At 70.3% G+C, this 16,123-nt stretch carries 12 protein-coding genes and 1 riboswitch; of the genes, 6 read left to right on the top strand and 6 right to left on the bottom strand.

Features of this window, described 5'->3' with window-relative positions; genetic code table 11:
- Positions 1 to 54 precede the first annotated feature (54 nt).
- From ACN6LD_RS35920 to ACN6LD_RS35905, 4 genes are all read right to left on the bottom strand, one after another.
- Complete coding sequence (locus ACN6LD_RS35920; RefSeq protein ID WP_445045333.1) at positions 55 to 1,554, bottom strand: glycoside hydrolase family 3 protein; 1,500 nt, start codon at positions 1,552 to 1,554, stop codon at positions 55 to 57.
- 7 nt (positions 1,555 to 1,561) lie between these two features.
- Positions 1,562 to 2,410, bottom strand: a complete 849-nt coding sequence (locus ACN6LD_RS35915; RefSeq protein WP_319187180.1) for a carbohydrate ABC transporter permease — start codon at positions 2,408 to 2,410, stop codon at positions 1,562 to 1,564.
- Positions 2,407 to 3,390: a carbohydrate ABC transporter permease gene (locus tag ACN6LD_RS35910; RefSeq protein WP_319187182.1), complete on the bottom strand. Its 984-nt coding sequence runs from the start codon at positions 3,388 to 3,390 to the stop codon at positions 2,407 to 2,409. Before ACN6LD_RS35910 ends, ACN6LD_RS35915 begins: the two co-directional genes overlap by 4 nt.
- 74 nt (positions 3,391 to 3,464) lie before the next feature.
- Complete coding sequence (locus ACN6LD_RS35905) at positions 3,465 to 4,745, bottom strand: extracellular solute-binding protein (protein ID WP_445045332.1); 1,281 nt, start codon at positions 4,743 to 4,745, stop codon at positions 3,465 to 3,467.
- A gap of 348 nt (positions 4,746 to 5,093) precedes the next feature.
- On the opposite strand from ACN6LD_RS35905, the gene ACN6LD_RS35900 reads away from it, so the two are divergent.
- From ACN6LD_RS35900 to mctP, 3 genes are all read left to right on the top strand, one after another.
- Positions 5,094 to 5,858 (top strand): GntR family transcriptional regulator, encoded by a 765-nt coding sequence (locus ACN6LD_RS35900; RefSeq protein ID WP_319187186.1) that lies wholly within the window; start codon positions 5,094 to 5,096, stop codon positions 5,856 to 5,858.
- 99 nt (positions 5,859 to 5,957) lie between these two features.
- Entirely contained in the window at positions 5,958 to 6,233 is a 276-nt protein-coding gene (locus tag ACN6LD_RS35895; RefSeq protein ID WP_057584266.1) for a DUF3311 domain-containing protein, read from the top strand.
- Positions 6,230 to 7,855 carry a monocarboxylate uptake permease MctP gene (gene mctP, locus ACN6LD_RS35890; RefSeq protein WP_319187188.1) on the top strand — a complete coding sequence of 542 codons (1,626 nt, stop codon included), beginning with the start codon at positions 6,230 to 6,232 and terminating at the stop codon, positions 7,853 to 7,855. Before ACN6LD_RS35895 ends, mctP begins: the two co-directional genes overlap by 4 nt.
- 104 nt (positions 7,856 to 7,959) lie before the next feature.
- On the opposite strand, the gene ACN6LD_RS35885 is transcribed toward mctP, so the two are convergent.
- Positions 7,960 to 11,532, bottom strand: a complete 3,573-nt coding sequence (locus ACN6LD_RS35885) for an ATP-binding protein (protein ID WP_319187190.1) — start codon at positions 11,530 to 11,532, stop codon at positions 7,960 to 7,962.
- Between the two features lie 142 nt (positions 11,533 to 11,674).
- On the opposite strand from ACN6LD_RS35885, the gene ACN6LD_RS35880 reads away from it, so the two are divergent.
- The 3 genes from ACN6LD_RS35880 (at position 11,675) to ACN6LD_RS35870 (ending at position 15,907) form a co-directional block, all read left to right on the top strand.
- A complete protein-coding gene (locus ACN6LD_RS35880; protein WP_445045331.1) occupies positions 11,675 to 12,184 on the top strand; it encodes a GNAT family N-acetyltransferase in 510 nt (169 codons plus the stop codon).
- A 52-nt stretch (positions 12,185 to 12,236) separates the two neighbouring features.
- Positions 12,237 to 12,372: riboswitch (cobalamin riboswitch) on the top strand.
- Between the two features lie 125 nt (positions 12,373 to 12,497).
- Positions 12,498 to 14,882 (top strand): ribonucleoside-diphosphate reductase subunit alpha, encoded by a 2,385-nt coding sequence (locus ACN6LD_RS35875; RefSeq protein ID WP_319187193.1) that lies wholly within the window; start codon positions 12,498 to 12,500, stop codon positions 14,880 to 14,882.
- Positions 14,882 to 15,907 (top strand): ribonucleotide-diphosphate reductase subunit beta, encoded by a 1,026-nt coding sequence (locus ACN6LD_RS35870; RefSeq protein ID WP_319187195.1) that lies wholly within the window; start codon positions 14,882 to 14,884, stop codon positions 15,905 to 15,907. Before ACN6LD_RS35875 ends, ACN6LD_RS35870 begins: the two co-directional genes overlap by 1 nt.
- On the opposite strand, the gene ACN6LD_RS35865 is transcribed toward ACN6LD_RS35870, so the two are convergent.
- Positions 15,820 to 16,071: a hypothetical protein gene (locus ACN6LD_RS35865; protein WP_319187196.1), complete on the bottom strand. Its 252-nt coding sequence runs from the start codon at positions 16,069 to 16,071 to the stop codon at positions 15,820 to 15,822. The genes ACN6LD_RS35870 and ACN6LD_RS35865 overlap by 88 nt on opposite strands.
- Positions 16,072 to 16,123 lie beyond the last annotated feature (52 nt).

Below are 16,123 nucleotides of genomic sequence, written 5' to 3'. Positions count from 1 at the left end.
CCCCTCCTCGTCGTCGTGCCCGGTGCCGTGCCCGGAAGGGCTTGCCGAGAAGCCCTAGCGTCCCGCGACGACCTCCGCCGCCGCGCGACCGCACACCCGGGCGGCGCCGTGGGTGGCGATGTGCAGGGCGCCCCGGGGCGGCGCCTGGGGGACGCCCATCTCGACGACCACCGTGTCCGGACGGGCCGCGAGGAGGGCGTCGAGGGCGGTCCTCATCCAGGGATGCCGGTGCTCGTCGCGGACCACGGCGACGATCCGCCGCTCCCCCGCCGCGACCAGTGCGGCTTCTCCCGCGTCCGGGCCGGCGAAGCTCCCGGTCTCCGTTCCCGGCAGCAGCCGGATCAGCTCGGCGGCCATCCCCCACGGGGTCTCGTCGCCGACGGCGATGTTGGCGACCGGGGTGAGGGCGGCGACGTACGGCGGCTCGGTGAGCGGGGTGAAGACCTCGTCACCGGTCAGCCGCAAGGCGCGGCGGGCGGCGATCAGACCCACGTCGGCGCGCACGGCCGCGCCGGCCGGCGACCCGGTTCCGGCCGTGGCTCCCGTCGCCGTCCAGCGGGCGAGGGCCCGTACCCGCCGTGCCGCGTCGGCGAGGCGTTCCTCGGCGAGTTCGCCCGTGCGGACGGCGGTGACCAGGGCGTCGCGCAGCCGGCACACCGTCTCGTCGTCGGCGAGGCCGCCGCCCACGCAGATGGCGTCGGCGCCCGCGGCGATCGCGAGGACGCTGCCTCGCTCGATGCCGTAGGTGGCGGCGACGGCCTGCATCTCCATGCCGTCGGTGACGATCAGGCCGTCGTAGCCGAGTTCGTCGCGCAGGAGGGCGGTGAGGACGCGGGGGGACAACGTTGCCGGGTGCGCCGGGTCGAGGGCCGGGACCAGGATGTGCGCGCTCATCACGGCGCGGGTGCCGGCGGCGATGGCCGCCCGGAACGGGGTCAGCTCGCGTTCGGCCAGCACCTCCGGGTCGGCGTCGATGCGCGGGAGCGCGTGATGGGAGTCGACGGCGGTGTCGCCGTGCCCCGGGAAGTGCTTGGTGCAGGCCGCGACGCCGGCCGACTGCAGTCCGGTGACGTAGGCGGCGGTGTGCCGGGCGACCAGGGCGGGGTCGGCGCCGAAGGAGCGCACGCCGATGACCGGGTTCGCGGCGTTGGAGTTGACGTCGGCGGAGGGCGCCCAGTTCAGGTTGACTCCGCATGCGGCGAGACGGCGGCCCAGCTCGGCGGCGACCTCCAGGGTGAGCGAGACGTCGTCCACCGCGCCCAGTGCGTGGTTGCCGGGGAAGCTGGAGCCGGTGCGCACCTCGAGCCGGGTGACGTCCCCGCCCTCCTCGTCGATCGCGACCAGGACGTCGTCCCGTTCAGCGCGCAACCGGGCGGTCAGGGCGGTGAGTTGTCCGGGCGAGGCGATGTTCCTGCCGAACAGGCCGACCGACGCCAGTCCTTCGCCGAGCCGGCGGAGCAGCCAGTCGGGGGCGGTGGTGCCGGGAAAGCCGGGCTGCAGGACCGTCAGGGCGTCGCGGGTGAGTGTGTCGGTGCCGCTGGCGAGTGTCGTCATCGGGGCGTCATCCCTTCACGGCGCCCGCGGTCAGCCCCGCGGCCATCTTGCGCTGGACGAGGAGGAAGAGGGCGACGATCGGCAGGGCCATCATCGTGGCGCCGGCCATCATCGGGGCGTACTCGGTGCCGTGCTTGGTGGAGAAGTTGCTGAGCCACACGGTCGCCGTCTGGTTCTTCTGGCTGAGCAGCATCAGGGCGTACAGGTACTCGTTCCAGGCCTGGATGAAGCCGTAGACCGAGGTGGCGACCATGCCAGGGGCCAGGAGGGGGAAGACGACCCGGACGAAGGCGCCGGTGCGGGAGCAGCCGTCGACCATCGCGGCCTCCTCCAGCTCCTTGGGGATGTTGACGATGAAGCCGCGCAGGGTCCACACCGTGAACGGGAGGATGAACGTCAGATAGGTGATGATCAGGCCGGACAGCTTGTCGTACTGATCCAGGTCGTTCAGCAGCAGGAAGACCGGGATGATCATGGCGACGAGCGGGATCATCTGCACCGCCAGGATGCCGACGATGACGACCTTGCGACCGCGGAAGGCGAACCGGGAGATGGCGAGGGCGGCCAGCATGCCCACGACGACGCCGATGGCGACGACCGCCAGGGAGACGAGCAGGCTGCGGCCCACCGGCCCCCAGAAGTCGGCGATGTGCAGCGCACGGCTGAAGTTGTCGAGGGTCAGGTGCGTCGGCAGCAGGCTGGGGTCCGGGTCGATCGCGTCCTTCGCCGGCTTGAACGCCGTGTTGAGCATCCAGTAGACGGGGAATCCCGCGACGGCGAAGACCAGCAGGCCGAGGAGGTTCCAGCCGAGCCGTGACGTCCGGCGCGGCGCGGCGAGGGTGCGCACGCTGGTCATTCCACCTCTCCGATCTTCAGCATCTGGCGCATGTAGACGGCGACCACCCCGAGCAGCAGCAGCACGGTGATCAGCGCGATGGCCGAGCCCTGTCCGTAGTCGTTGACGACGAAGGCGCGGTCGTAGGAGTACGTCGTCAGGAGCTGGAACTCGGCCTCGGGGTGGCCGTTGCGCATGACGAAGACCTGGGGGAAGACGCCCATGTCCCAGATGACCGACAGGGTCGTGAGCATCACGACGATCGGCTTGAGGATGGGCAGGGTGACGTACCGGAAGACGCCCCAGGCGCCGGCGCCGTCGAGCCGGGCGGCCTCCTCCAGTTCGGCGGGCACCTGGGTGAGGCCGGCGCTGAGGGTGATCACCACGAAGGGCACCGCGCCCCAGATCACCAGCAGCATGATCACCGCGAGGCCCTGCGGTCCGCTCGCGAACCAGTTGTGGCCGATCAGCTCCACGCCGGGCAGCCTGCTGAGGACGGCGTTGAGGATGCCGTAGTCGGAGTCGAACAGCCACTTGAAGACGGTGGTGGCGACGATGACGGGCATGCCCCAGCTGGCCACGAGCGCGATGTTGACCAGGGTCTTCACCCAGCCGGAGACCCGCTGGAGGAGCAGCGCGACCATCATGCCGAGGACCATGGTGAGGACGACGCAGCCGGCCGCGAAGACGATCGTGCGCAGGACGACCTGCCAGAACTCGCCGTCGCCCAGCACGCCGGCGAAGTTGTCGAACCCGACGGACTCGGCCGGCTGGAAGCCCCACAGCTGGGACTGCCCGAACTTCTGGAAGGAGAGGGTGACGAGCCGGACCAGCGGATAGCCCATCACCAGGGCGAGCACCAGCAGGCAGGGCGCGAGGAGGAGCCAGGGGGTTCCGGCGGACTGGCGTTTCGCCCGTGGTCTGCCCGGCGGCGCGGGCGGTGGCGGTGACGGCCGCCGCGGCGGCGCCTTGGCAGGGGTGGTCGTGTCTGCGGCACTCATCCGCGCGCTCCTCAGCGGTCCTTCGGGTCGTACGGGAGGCAGGGCCCGGTGGGTCACGGGGCCCTGCCCTCAGGTCACTTGGTGTTGATGACCTTGTCGATCGCGGCGTCCGCGTCCTTCGCTGCGGCCTCGACCGTCTTCTTGCCGGTGCCGATGCTCTGGAGCATGGTCTGGAGCACCTGGGCCTTCTCGACCTGGCCCCAGCCGGGGGCCATCGGGACGAACCAGTTGGACTCGGCCGCGGTGGCCGGGACCGCCGTCGCCGGGTCGTTCTTGAGGGTCGCGAGGTCGGTCTTGTTGTTGGGCAGGTTGCCCTTGGCGATCAGGCCCTTCTGTCCCGCGGGTCCGGTGAAGGCGTTGATCCACTCGGCGGCGAGGCCCTGCGCGTCGGACTTCACCGGGACGGCGAGGTCGGAACCGCCGAGGAAGACGGGGAGGTTCTTGCCGGACGGGCCGGGCATCACGAAGTTCTCGACGTTGCCGGCCAGCTTGCCGGTCTTGTCGTTCTCCTTGGCGGCGGCGGTCGCGCCCTCCCAGGCGGGGGCGAAGATCATGCCGGACTTGCCCTGGCCGTAGACGATGTAGCGGTCGGACTCGTCCTTGGTCTTGTCGCCGTGCATGTACAAGTCGAGGACCTTCTTGAACTCGTTGAGGCCCTTGACCGACTCCGCCGAGGAGAGGTCGGCCTTCCACTGGCCGCCGTCCTCCTTGGCGATGGAGCCGCCGGCGTCGTAGACGAAGGACATGGCCGCGTACCAGTCACGGCTGGGCTGGTACCAGGCGGAGAACTTGTCGCCCTCCTTCTTCTGCACCTTGTCGAGCGCCGCGGTGAGCTCCGCGTACGTCTTCGGCGTGGACGTCACCCCGGCGGCGGCGAAGACGTCCTTGCGCCAGTTGGCGACGCGGCCTCCGGCGTAGTACGGCACGCCGTAGGTCTTGCCGTCGTAGGTCACCGAGGCCTTGAGGCCGTCGAGCCAGGCGGAGGAGTTGTCGAACTTGCCCGCGTCGAGGGGGGCGAAGGCGCCCTTGACCATGTAGCCGAGCATCTCGGTGTTGCCCATCTCGACGACGTCGGGGGCCTTGTCGGTGGCGAGGACGGCGTCCAGCTTGGCGTTCTTGTCCGGCCAGCCGTAGTACTCGTGGTTGATCTTGACGCCGGGGTGCGCCTTCTGCACCGCCGCGTCGGCGGCCTTCACCAGCTCGGGCCAGTTGTTCTGCGCGTCGACGGTGAGCCAGACGGTCAGCTCCTTGGCGTCGGCGCCCTTCGAGTCCCCACTGCCGCTGTCGTCCCCGCATGCCGCGATGGAGACCATCATGCCCGCGATACCGATCGCGGCTATCAGCTTGCGCTTCACGCCATCCTCCTCAGGGATGCCACACCCCCCGCCCACGGGCCGGGACCTCGATCTCTGGACCAATGGTGTAGACCAGTGCGCAGAGCTTGGCTCAGACCATTAGGCCTGTCAAGGGTGGCCGAATCCCCTCCGACCAGCTGTTATGGGACCTACATATGCAGGAACCTTTAAGTAAGAAGCCGTCGAAAACATCGGCGTCGAAGGCCGTCGCTCCGGTAGACCATTTGACCTGGTGGACTAGACCAGCAAAGGTTGCGACGGTATACAGAGGGGATCACGGAACGGTGCGGCACCACCGCCGCGTCCGTGCCACGATGTGACCCGCATCCGAGGCCGGGAAGGCAGGACATGAGCACCGACGTCAGCAGTGCGGCGAACGAGGGTGGGGCGACCGTCCGTACCGCGCGCGTGCCCAAGTACTACCGGTTGAAGAAGCACCTGCTCGACATGACGCAGACCCAGTCGCCGGGCACCCCGGTCCCGCCGGAGCGCACGCTGGCGGCCGAGTTCGACACCTCGCGCACGACGGTCCGCCAGGCGCTGCAGGAGCTCGTCGTGGAGGGCCGGCTGGAGCGCATCCAGGGCAAGGGCACCTTCGTCGCCAAGCCCAAGGTCTCCCAGGCCCTCCAGCTCACCTCGTACACCGAGGACATGCGCGCCCAGGGCCTCGAGCCGACCTCGCAACTGCTGGACGTCGGCTACATCACCGCGGACGACCGCCTCGCCGGGCTGCTCGACATCACCGCCGGCGGGCGGGTGCTGCGCATCGAGCGGCTGCGGATGGCCAACGGCGAGCCGATGGCCATCGAGACGACCCATCTGTCGGCGAAGCGCTTCCCGGCCCTGCGCCGGTCGCTGGCCAAGTACACCTCGCTGTACACCGCCCTCGCCGAGGTCTACGACGTCCATCTCGCCGAGGCCGAGGAGACCATCGAGACCTCGCTGGCCACGCCCCGTGAGGCGGGCCTGCTCGGCACCGATGTGGGGCTGCCGATGCTGATGCTGTCCCGCCACTCGCTGGACCGGGCGGGCCTGCCGGTGGAGTGGGTGCGGTCGGTGTACCGGGGGGACCGGTACAAGTTCGTGGCGCGGCTGAAGCGGCCCGCCGAGTAGAGGGTCTGTGGAGGGCCTTCCGCTGGGCTTATCCGTCACTTACATTGCCTGCGCATTACATCTGTGATCAAGGCGATCTAGTGAGGGGCGGAGCCGCCGATGTCAGAGACCCCGGAAGTGACCAAGGGGCCGGTGGTGACGCCGTTGCGCGTCGCCATCGGCCTCTGTCTGTTCGCGCCCTTCGTGGCGATGCTGTGGGTGGGTTCGTACGCGAAGGTGGATCCGGCGTTCATCGGGATCCCCTTCTTCTACTGGTACCAGATGCTGTGGGTGCTGATCTCCACCGTGCTCACCGTGGTCGCGTACAAGCTGTGGCAGCTCGACCAGCGCGGTCGCGCGGGCTCCTCCTCCGCGAAGGGCGGTGCGTCGCGGTGAAGGACGGCGTGAACGGCGTGGCGCTCGCCGTCTTCATCTTCTTCTTCCTGGCCGTCACGGTCATGGGCTTCCTGGCCGCGCGCTGGCGCAAGGCCGAGAACGACAGCCTCGACGAATGGGGCCTGGGCGGCCGCTCGTTCGGCACCTGGGTCACCTGGTTCCTGCTCGGCGGCGACCTGTACACCGCGTACACCTTCGTCGCGGTGCCCGCGGCGATCTACGCGGCGGGCGCGGCCGGCTTCTTCGCGGTGCCGTACACGATCCTCGTCTACCCGCTGATCTTCACCTTCCTGCCCCGCCTGTGGTCGGTGTCCCACAAGCACGGCTATGTGACGACCTCGGACTTCGTGCGGGGCCGGTTCGGGTCGAAGGGCCTGTCGCTGGCGGTCGCCGTCACCGGCATCCTCGCGACGATGCCGTACATCGCGCTCCAACTGGTCGGCATCCAGGCCGTGCTGGACGTGATGGGCGTCGGCGGCGGCGAGAACACCAACTGGTTCGTGAAGGACCTGCCGCTGCTGATCGCCTTCGGCGTGCTGGCCGCCTACACCTACTCCTCCGGTCTGCGGGCCCCCGCGCTGATCGCGTTCGTGAAGGACACGCTGATCTACATCGTCATCGCGGTGGCGATCATCTACATCCCGATCAAGCTCGGCGGCTTCGACGACATCTTCGCCAAGGCGGGCGAGGCGTTCAGCCAGACCAACCCGGCGACGGGCAAGCCGCGCGGTGCGCTGGCCCCGGCCGAACCCGGCCAGTGGACGTACGCGACGCTCGCGCTCGGCTCGGCGCTCGCGCTGTTCATGTACCCGCACTCCATCACGGCGACGCTGTCCTCGCGCAGCCGTGAGGTGATCCGCCGCAACACCACGATCCTGCCCCTGTACTCGCTGATGCTGGGCCTGCTCGCGCTGCTGGGCTTCATGGCGATCGCGGCCGGGGTCAAGGTCACCAACGGGCAGCTGGCGATCCCGCAGCTGTTCGAGGACATGTTCCCGTCCTGGTTCGCCGGCGTCGCGTTCGCGGCGATCGGCATCGGCGCGCTGGTGCCGGCGGCCATCATGTCCATCGCGGCCGCGAACCTCTTCACCCGCAACATCTACAAGGACTTCATCAGGCCGGACGCGACGCCCGCGCAGGAGACCAAGGTCTCCAAGCTGGTCTCACTGCTGGTGAAGGTGGGCGCCCTGGTCTTCGTCCTGACCATGGACAAGACGGTGGCCATCAACTTCCAGCTGCTGGGCGGCATCTGGATCCTGCAGACGTTCCCGTCCCTGGTCGGCGGCCTCTTCACCCGCTGGTTCCACCGTTGGGCGCTGCTCGCCGGCTGGGCGGTCGGCATGGTCTACGGCACCTTCGCCGCGTACGGGGTCGCCTCCCCGACGCAGAAGCACTTCGGCGGTTCGGCGAAGGAGATCCCGGGCATCGGCGAGATCGGCTACATCGGCCTGACGGCGTTCGTCCTCAACGTCGTCGTCACGGTGGTCCTGACCTTCGTCCTGAAGGCCGCCAAGGCCCCCGACGGCGTCGACGAGACGAAGCCGTCGGACTACACGGCGGACGCGGGCGACCCGGGCGTCCAGGTGGAGCTGCCCCCGGCGACCGCGGGCACGTCCCACTAGTCCCGAACGGGAGGACGGGACAACGGGAGGACGGAACGACGGGAGGACGGGACGACGGGAGGGTACGGACCGGTGCCGTGACCTGCCCTAGGGCGGAACACGCCCTAGTCGCGTGTCCGTCGGGCCATCGCGTCCCAGAAGCGGTCCAGCTCGCCGACCCGCATGCCGACCCAGTGCGGGGTCTTCCGGCGCAGCCCCCGGGGCAGCCAGCGCCGGACGCTGCCGGGCAGCAGGGCCTGCTGCTGGCGGCAGAACGGCTCGCGGATCTCTCCCCGGGGCACACCGCCCCGGGGAGGGTACGGGCAGAGCTGGAACTTGCAGTCGGGCAGACAGGCGGTGCCCGGTGCGGGCGGGGTCGCCGTGCCCATGCGCAGTCCGGGCCGCAGCGGCTCCCGGTCCGTGCGGATGCACGGCGGCAACGACATCCCGGGCTGCTCCATGCGGGCCAGGCGCTCCTCGACCTCGTCCGGATGCCCGTCCCGTTCGACGAGGTTCAGCATCACCAGGACGTCGGCGACCAGGCGTTGGGCGCGCGGATCGAGGGTGCTCCAGCCGACCGAGGGGGGAATCCACAGGCTGTGCCTGCGGTATCCCCCGGTGTCGCCCGCGCGGGCCCCGATGTTGTCGGCGACTCCCTTCTCGTCGATCCACAGGAACCGCTCGGGCTGTCCGGTCTCCAGGGCGAGGGCGGCCAGGTCGCCGGCCTCGGCGACGAACGGATGCAGGCACCGTCGGCCGGATCCGTCCGGGGAGCCCGGCGCCGCGTTCACCGTGCCCGCCATCGACAGCCAGCGCTGCACCGTCTGTACGGCGGTGGCCCCGCCGAGCAGCTGGAACGGCTGGTGCCCGTCGGGGCGGCCGCCGGCCATGTCGGGGAGTTCCCACAGGCACAGCGCCTGGAGCAGGCTGAGCTGCGCGTACCAGCAGCGTGACTGCTGCAGCACGGTCTCCGCCTGGCGGATCAGGTCGTCCCGGCCTCCCAGGTAGGTGTGCGGGTGCCGGTGGCGCCGGTTGGCCGCGTACTTGAAGCCCTGGGCCAGCGCGGCCTCGAGGGCGAGCGGCAAGTCGGGGGCGCCGCCGGTGAATTTCGGGTCGAGGTGGCGCAGCCATTTGGTGAGGCGTTCCCGGGCCTCGTCGCGATGGGCCTCGTCGACGGAGCCCAGGAGCATCGGGAGCATCCAGGCCCGCATCACGAACTCCCGGAAGAGATCGACCCGTTGGTCACGGTAGCGTCGGTTCAGTTCCTTGCGGTCCTCCTGCAGCCGGCCGATGTCCTCGTCCGGCGCGTTCCCCGGCGCCGCGCGGGCCGCCCGAGCCCTTCCCATCCGCGCGGCCCATGTCTCGTACTCCTGTCTCTTCCATGCCTTCAGCCTGTCGAGGCGTTCGCTGTACTCGTGCACGGGGTCGGTGTTCAGGCCGACCCGCTCGCGGATCACCGCGAACGCCGCGTTGCCCCCGGTGCCGAACTCCTGGGCGACGACCAGGCGGATGGAGTAGGAGGGTTCCTGGACGGCCAGACGGAAGAGCTCCCAGTACAGCGGGGTGGTGTCGATCCGGTCGGAGACCGCCCGCAACGCGGCTCCGAGTTGTTTGAGGACTCTGCGCTTGGCGTCCCTCAGGGTGCGCCGGTCGCCCTTGATCCCGGGCCAGTGCCGGCGCACCGCCCGCACGATCTCTCCCAGATGCCTCGGGTCGGCCTCGGCGCTCTCGATCTCCAGGGCGGCCGCATAGAGGTCCAGGGCCTTGGGGTCGTCGGTGCGCCGGCCCGCTGCGGCGCACAGCCGGCAGGCGAGCGGGCGACCCCGCACGGGGGCCCGCCGCACCCGCTCCGCGATCTCCTTGCGCACCTCGGCCCGCACACCGCGCCTGCGGGCAGGCGGGTCCGCCGTCCGCCCCCGGGACAGCAGGACGAGGGCGATCAGCAGTTCACGGCTGGGGCCGGGCGGCTGCAGCGCCTGCTCGGTCAGGTCCCCGGCGCCCCGCTCCCCCAGGTGCCTCAGCACGCGAGAGCCGAAGTAGGCCTGGACGATGCTGTGCGGGAAACGGACCCGGTGCTCGAAGCCCTCCACCAGTCCGAGCCGGCTCGCGTGGGCGGCGAAACGGGCGAGGACCGCCTGGCACTGGTCCATGTTGCCCTCGCGCAGCCGTCTGCGCTCCGGTTCGCCGAGCCGCTCGCACAGCGCGTCCCAGATCTGCTGCCGGTGCCAGTCGGAGAGCGTGTGTCCGCGCTTGCCGTACTGGTCGAAGCCGCGGCCGGCCCACAGGTGCTCGGCCCGGGCCCGGGCGCGCCGGGCCGCGCCCGGGTGCAGGACGTCCGGGTCGAGCAGCTCCGCGAAGCCGACCTCCAGCGTGTCCTGGAGCAGTCCGACGCAGGCCAGGGCGCAGACCACTTCGAGCGTGTCGCGGCGCTCGTCGGGGGTCAGCGCGACGTCCTCGCGCAGCTTCCCCTCGCACAGTGCCTCGGCCCAGGTCTCCAGCAGCCAGAGCCGCAGGGTGGCGCGGTCGCGGCTGCGGGTGATGACGTGCTGCGGGTCGTCTTCCGGACGGTCGTGCTCCAGGATTCCCCGCCGGTGGAGTTCGCGGGCGATCTGCAGGTAGATCGGCGACTCGGTCACCTCCGCCGTCTCGACGATCCAGTCCACCCGGCGCTCGTCGGTCTCGGGCACGTCCGCCGCGACGAAACGCAGCGCCTCCTCCTCGCCGAGGGGTTCGAGCACCACGATCGCGGCGGAGGTGGTCTCCAGCGGGCTGTGCGGCCGGGAGGCGATGACCAGGGGCAGTTTCTCCTCGCGGGCGCGCTCGATGGCCCGGCGGATGACGTTGTCCCGGTTCTGCTGCCGGCCGTCGTCGAGCAGGGCCTCCTCCAGACCGTCGGCGAGGACGACCGGCTTGTCGTCGGCGAGGAGTTGCTGCCACACCCGGTCGATCTTGCTGCGCGCCAGAACGCCCTTGGGCGCCTCCTGGGCGAACCGCTGCCTGGCCAGCCGTTCGAAGTTCAGGTCGGCGCCGTCCGCCGCGTCGCGCAGTCTGATCGGCACCGGTACGGCGTTCTGACGGGCCAGGAGTTCCGTGAGCCGCACGAGGACGGCGGTCTTCCCCGCGCCTACGCCGCCGACGAGCAGATACGGCCGCCGGGTGTCGCGCTCCCGGAGCCGCTCGGCGATGACCTGGGCGATGTCCTCGCGGCCGACGATCTCGCGGGTGTCGTATCCGGCGGTGGGCACCAGCCGCCGGGGATCGCGCAGGGCCTTGGTGAGATATCGCCGCTTGGTCCAGCGGTACCACCAGAACAGGAAGAGCGCGGCGGCGATCGAGGCGGCGAGGACCGGGCCGACGAACCGGGAGACGATCTCGAAACCCTGGTTCTTCTGCCGCCACTTCTCGAAGCGGGTCGTGTCCTGCGTGACGAGGATGAACACGCCCTCCCCGATCCAGGCGAGCACCGCCAGCACGGCGACCAGCCAGATCGCCCGGGTGACGTTGGCGTAGGAGACCCACCGGCGCCACTTCTTGGGCCGGGCGACGCCGCGGCGCGCCTCCAGACGGAGCGTCAGGGAGTGCCAGCGGCCGACGAGCCCGTGTCCGAGGCGAGTTCCCGCTCGCCGGAAAGGCAGAGTGGCCATCGGCGCGTCGCGCGGTCGCTCCTTGCCGGGCGGATGGCGGACGACCCTCGTCATGGCGTTCTCCTTGCGCGTTCCGGGATCGGTTTCCCGGCACGGAGGACTCGCGGGGCAGAGGATTCACGCGGCGCCGACGGCTACTTCCATGGAAACACTCCCGAGAGCCGCCGCAACCCGGGCGTCCGGCAGACTCTGGGCCATGGACATCGCCGTACGACCGGTCACACCCGCCGAGCACGAGACCCTGGGCGACATCACCGCCCGCGCCTACCTGGACGACGGCCTCCTCGACTTCGGAGGGAGCGACCCGTACCTGCACGAACTGAGGGACGTCGCGAAGCGGGCGGCGACCGCCGAGGTTCTGGTGGCGGTGGACGGCGAGCGGCTGCTGCTCGGCGGCGTCACCTTCGTCCCGGGCTCCGGTCCCATGGCCGATCTGGCCCGCGCCGGCGAGACGGAGATCAGGATGCTGGCCGTCGCACGCCAGGCTCGCGGCCGGGGGGTCGGCGAGGCTCTGGTGCGGGCCTGCGTCGCACGGGCGCGCGCCGTGGAAGGCTGCACGACCGTCGTCCTGTCGACCCAGCGCTCCATGAGCGCGGCCCACCGCCTGTACGAACGCCTCGGCTTCGTCCGTACACCGGAGCGGGACTGGAGGCCCCTGCCGGAGCTGGACGACATCACTCTGCTCACCTACCAGTTGACGCTCTGAAACCATCGCGACACAACATCTGGGGGTGGCGTGACAGGCGAGCACAAGATGTATGCTCATGCTCGCTGTCGCCGCAGGGGAATCCGGTGCGAATCCGGAACTGTCCCGCAACGGTGTACTCGCGTGCATCCCTACCCATATGGGCACGCCTGTTCAGTCCGAGGTCCTGCCGACAGCGCGCCCGGCCGTCCGGTCCGGGTGCCCTGACGTCCGGGCCTCGTGGAGTGGGCCGGTGGACGCGACGCCCCCGCGCGCTCGTGTGCTGCCCCCTGCCCTGCGCCAGGCCCCTTGCCGAGCGAGGGAGAGCCCCCACGTGACCATCGCGCCAGCCGAACCGGCCTCAGTCACCGAGCTGAAGACCGACGGTCCCGGGACCGCGTTGCTGCGTACCCTGACCGAGCTGACCGCCGATCTGCCCGACGCCGACCCCGGCCGGGTCGCTGCCGCCGCGCTGCGCGGCCGGTCTGCGCGGGCCGCCTCCGAGATCACCGCGGAGCTGCGCGAGCTGGCCACGGAGGCGGCCGCCGGCCTGATCTCCGAGGACCCGGCCTACTCGAAGCTGGCCGCCCGGCTGCTGACGATCGGCATCGCCGCGGAGGCCGCCTCCCAGGGCGTCACGTCGTTCACCGAGTCGGTCGCCGTCGGGCACCGCGAGGGTCTGATCGCGGACCGCACCGCCGAGTTCGTGCGCATCCACGCGGCCCGCCTCGACGCGCTGATCGACACCGCCGCCGACGACCGCTTCGGCTACTTCGGACTGCGCACCCTGCACAGCCGCTACCTGCTGCGGCACCCGATCACCCGCAAGGTCGTCGAGACGCCCCAGCACTTCCTGCTGCGCGTCGCCGCCGGTCTTGCGGAGGACGACACGGCCCGCGCCCTGGACGAGGTCGCGGCGCTCTACCGGCTGATGAGCCGACTGGACTACCTCCCGTCCTCCCCCACGCTCTTCAACTCCGGCACCCGGCATCCGCAGATGTCGTCCTGCTACCTGCTCGACTCCCCGCTGGACGAGCTGGACTCCATCTACGACCGCTACCACCAGGTCGCGCGGCTGTCGAAGCACGCCGGCGGCATCGGGCTGTCGTACTCCCGCATCCGCAGCCGGGGTTCGCTGATCCGCGGCACCAACGGGCACTCCAACGGCATCGTGCCGTTCCTCAAGACGCTGGACGCCTCCGTCGCCGCCGTGAACCAGGGCGGCCGGCGCAAGGGCGCGGCGGCGGTCTACCTGGAGACCTGGCACTCCGACATCGAGGAGTTCCTGGAGCTGCGGGACAACACCGGCGAGGACGCCCGGCGTACGCACAACCTGAACCTCGCGCACTGGATCCCGGACGAGTTCATGCGCCGGGTCAACGCCGACGAGCCGTGGTCGCTGTTCTCCCCGGCCGACGTGCCCGAGCTGGTCGATCTGTGGGGCGACGAGTTCGACGCGGCCTACCGCAGGGCCGAGTCCGCCGGTCTGGCCAGGAAGACCATCCCGGCCCGAGACCTGTACGGCCGCATGATGCGCACCCTCGCGCAGACCGGCAACGGCTGGATGACCTTCAAGGACGCGGCCAACCGCACCGCCAACCAGACGGCCGAGCCGGGCCACGTCGTGCACTCCTCCAACCTGTGCACGGAGATCCTGGAGGTCACGGACGACGGCGAGACGGCGGTGTGCAACCTGGGCTCGGTGAACCTGGGCGCGTTCGTCGACACCGCGAACGGCGACATCGACTGGGAGCGGCTGGACGAGACCGTCCGCACGGCGGTCACGTTCCTCGACCGCGTCGTCGACATCAACTTCTACCCGACCGAGCAGGCAGGCCGTTCCAACGCCCGCTGGCGTCCGGTCGGGCTGGGCGCGATGGGCCTCCAGGACGTCTTCTTCAAGCTGCGGCTGCCCTTCGACTCGCCCGAGGCCAAGGCCCTTTCCACCCGTATCGCCGAGCGCGTCATGCTCGCCGCCTACGAGGCCTCCGCCGACCTGGCCGAGCGCAGCGGCCCGCTGCCGGCCTGGGAGAAGACCCGCACGGCCAGGGGCGTGCTGCACCCGGACCACTACGGCGTCGAGTTCGCCTGGCCCGAGCGCTGGGCGGCGCTGCGCGAGCGGATCGCCTCGACGGGGCTGCGCAACTCCCTGCTGCTCGCCATCGCGCCCACCGCCACCATCGCCTCCATCGCGGGCGTCTACGAGTGCATCGAGCCGCAGGTGTCGAACCTGTTCAAGCGCGAGACGCTGTCCGGCGAGTTCCTCCAGGTCAACTCGTACCTGGTGCGCGAGCTCAAGGAGCTCGGCGTCTGGGACGCCCGCACCCGTGAGGCGTTGCGCGAGGCGAACGGCTCGGTGCAGGGCTTCGCGTGGATCCCGGCCGAGGTGCGGGACCTGTACCGCACGGCATGGGAGATCCCCCAGCGCGGCCTGATCGACATGGCCGCCGCCCGTACCCCGTACCTGGACCAGGCGCAGTCGCTGAACCTGTTCCTGGAGACGCCGACGATCGGCAAGCTCTCCTCCATGTACGCGTACGCCTGGAAGTCGGGCCTGAAGACGACGTACTACCTGCGCTCTCGCCCGGCCACCCGGATCGCCCGGGCCGCCAGGGCCCAGGCGCAGCCCGAGAACACCATCCCCGTGCAGCAGGCCGCCGACCCCGACGCCGTCGCCTGCTCCCTGGAGAACCCCGAGTCCTGCGAGGCCTGCCAGTAATGACCACCGCACCCGAGAAGACCGAGAAGAACCTGCTCGACCCGGGCTTCGAGCTGACCCTGCGCCCGATGCGCTACCCCGACTTCTACGAGCGCTACCGGGACGCCATCAAGAACACCTGGACCGTCGAGGAGGTCGACCTCCACTCGGACGTCACCGACCTGGCGAAGCTGTCCGAGGGCGAGCAGCACATGATCGGCCGGCTGGTCGCGTTCTTCGCGACGGGCGACTCGATCGTGGCGAACAACCTCGTGCTCACGCTGTACAAGCACATCAACTCCCCCGAGGCCCGCCTGTACCTGTCCCGGCAGCTCTTCGAGGAGGCCGTGCACGTCCAGTTCTATCTGACGCTGCTGGACACCTATCTGCCCGACCCGGACGACCGGGCGGCGGCCTTCGCGGCGGTGGAGAACATCCCGTCCATCCGGGAGAAGGCCGAGTTCTGCTTCAAGTGGATCAACGAGGTGGAGAAGCTGGAGCGGCTGGAGTCGCAGGCCGACCGGCGCCGCTTCCTGCTCAACCTGATCTGCTTCGCCGCGTGCATCGAGGGCCTGTTCTTCTACGGCGCGTTCGCGTACGTCTACTGGTTCCGCAGCCGGGGCCTGCTGCACGGCCTGGCCACCGGGACCAACTGGGTGTTCCGCGACGAGACCATGCACATGAGCTTCGCCTTCGAGGTGGTCGACACCGTCCGCAAGGAGGAGCCGGAGCTCTTCGACGACCGGCTGCAGGAGGAGGTCACCGCCATGCTCCGGGAGGCCGTCGAGGCCGAGCTGCAGTTCGGGCGTGATCTGTGCGGCGACGGCCTGCCGGGCATGAACACCGAGTCGATGCGGCAGTACCTCGAGTGCGTCGCCGACCAGCGTCTTTCGCGGCTCGGCTTCGCCCCGGTGTACGGCTCGGAGAACCCCTTCTCCTTCATGGAGCTGCAGGGCGTTCAGGAGCTGACCAACTTCTTCGAGCGCCGTCCGTCGGCGTACCAGGTCGCGGTGGAGGGCACCGTGGACCTGGACGAGGACTTCTGAGTCCGCGTCCGGTCCGGGGTCACGGGCCGCGCGGCCGTTGCGGCCTGCGCGGCGGCCTTCAGCTGGCGGTCGATCCGGCGCTCGTGGAGATGTCCCACGAGCGCCGGAGCCGCGAGGACGAGGAAGAGGGCCAGGACGGTGAGGTACTCGCTGAGTGCGTTCATGAGGTAAGCGTCGTACACGCCGGATGCTCCTGACAGTGGCAGGACTGCCGCA

The sequence above is a fragment of the Streptomyces sp. SAS_272 genome (assembly GCF_052543235.1).
This window is presented reverse-complemented; position numbering and strand designations above follow the sequence as displayed.